At 60.8% G+C, this 948-nt stretch carries 1 protein-coding gene; it reads left to right on the forward strand.

Annotation, left to right across the window (positions count from 1 at the left end; genetic code table 11):
• Positions 1-948 (forward strand): TraG/VirB4 family ATPase (locus CBW22_RS24850; RefSeq protein ID WP_441339126.1); only part of this gene is annotated, 948 nt, incomplete at both ends.

The raw sequence follows: 948 nt of genomic DNA on the forward strand, positions 1-948 counted from the left end.
GCCACGCTGCGCTTTAACCCGTTTGCCAACGTCACCAGCATCAAGCGCTCCGCGGAGCGCATCAAGGGGCTGCTCGCCGTGCTGGCCAGTCCGGCAGAGGCGCTGGATAAAATCAGCGAGGCCATCCTGCAGAAGGGCGTGGTCGCGGCGTACGAGGCAAAGCAGAATAAGGCGCGCATCGACGACGTGGTGGCCTACCTGAAGTCGGATGAGGTAATGAAAGAGTACGGCCGGCAGCCCACCATCATGAGCCGTATTGATGAGCTGGTGCTGCTGCTGGACCAGTGGTGCACCTGGGGCACCAACGGCGAGTATTTCAACTCCGACAACCCGACGCTCGACGGGGAAACGCGCTTCACGGTGCTGGAGCTGCTGAGCCTGGAAGACAGCCCCCACCTGCTTTCCGCAGTACTGTACTCGCTCATCCTGGCGATTCAGGAAAAAATGTTCCACTCGTCGCGCAAGCTGAAAAAAGTGGCCATCATCGACGAGGCCTGGCGTCTGTTCAGCGGCCAGAACCCGCACGCCGCGCGCTTTATCGAAACCGGCTACCGCACGGTGCGTCGTCACAAAGGTGCCTTCATTACTATTACGCAGAGTATCAGCGACTTTACCGGACTCCCGGACAAGCCCGCGCCGTCAGCGGCCGCAGCCGCCTGGAATAACAGCGGCATTAAGGTGACGCTGCTGCAGGATACGAAGGCGTTCAAAACCTATCTGGCCGCAAATAAAGACCAGTTCAGCGAGATGGAAACCGAAATCGTCCAGGGCTTCCAGCCCGCCGGCGACACGGGCTTCAGCTCCGTCATGATTTCTACCATGAAGGGCAGCTCCTTCCACCGGCTGTTTGTCGACCCGGTCACCCGGGCCATGTTCAGCACCGAACCGGATGAGTTCCAGTACATGAGTGACGCGCAGGCGGCGGGCGCGACCAGCGAGGAGGCGGCG

Source organism: Pantoea sp. VS1 (genome assembly GCF_002207995.1).
GTDB classification, from domain to species: domain Bacteria; phylum Pseudomonadota; class Gammaproteobacteria; order Enterobacterales; family Enterobacteriaceae; genus Pantoea; species Pantoea dispersa.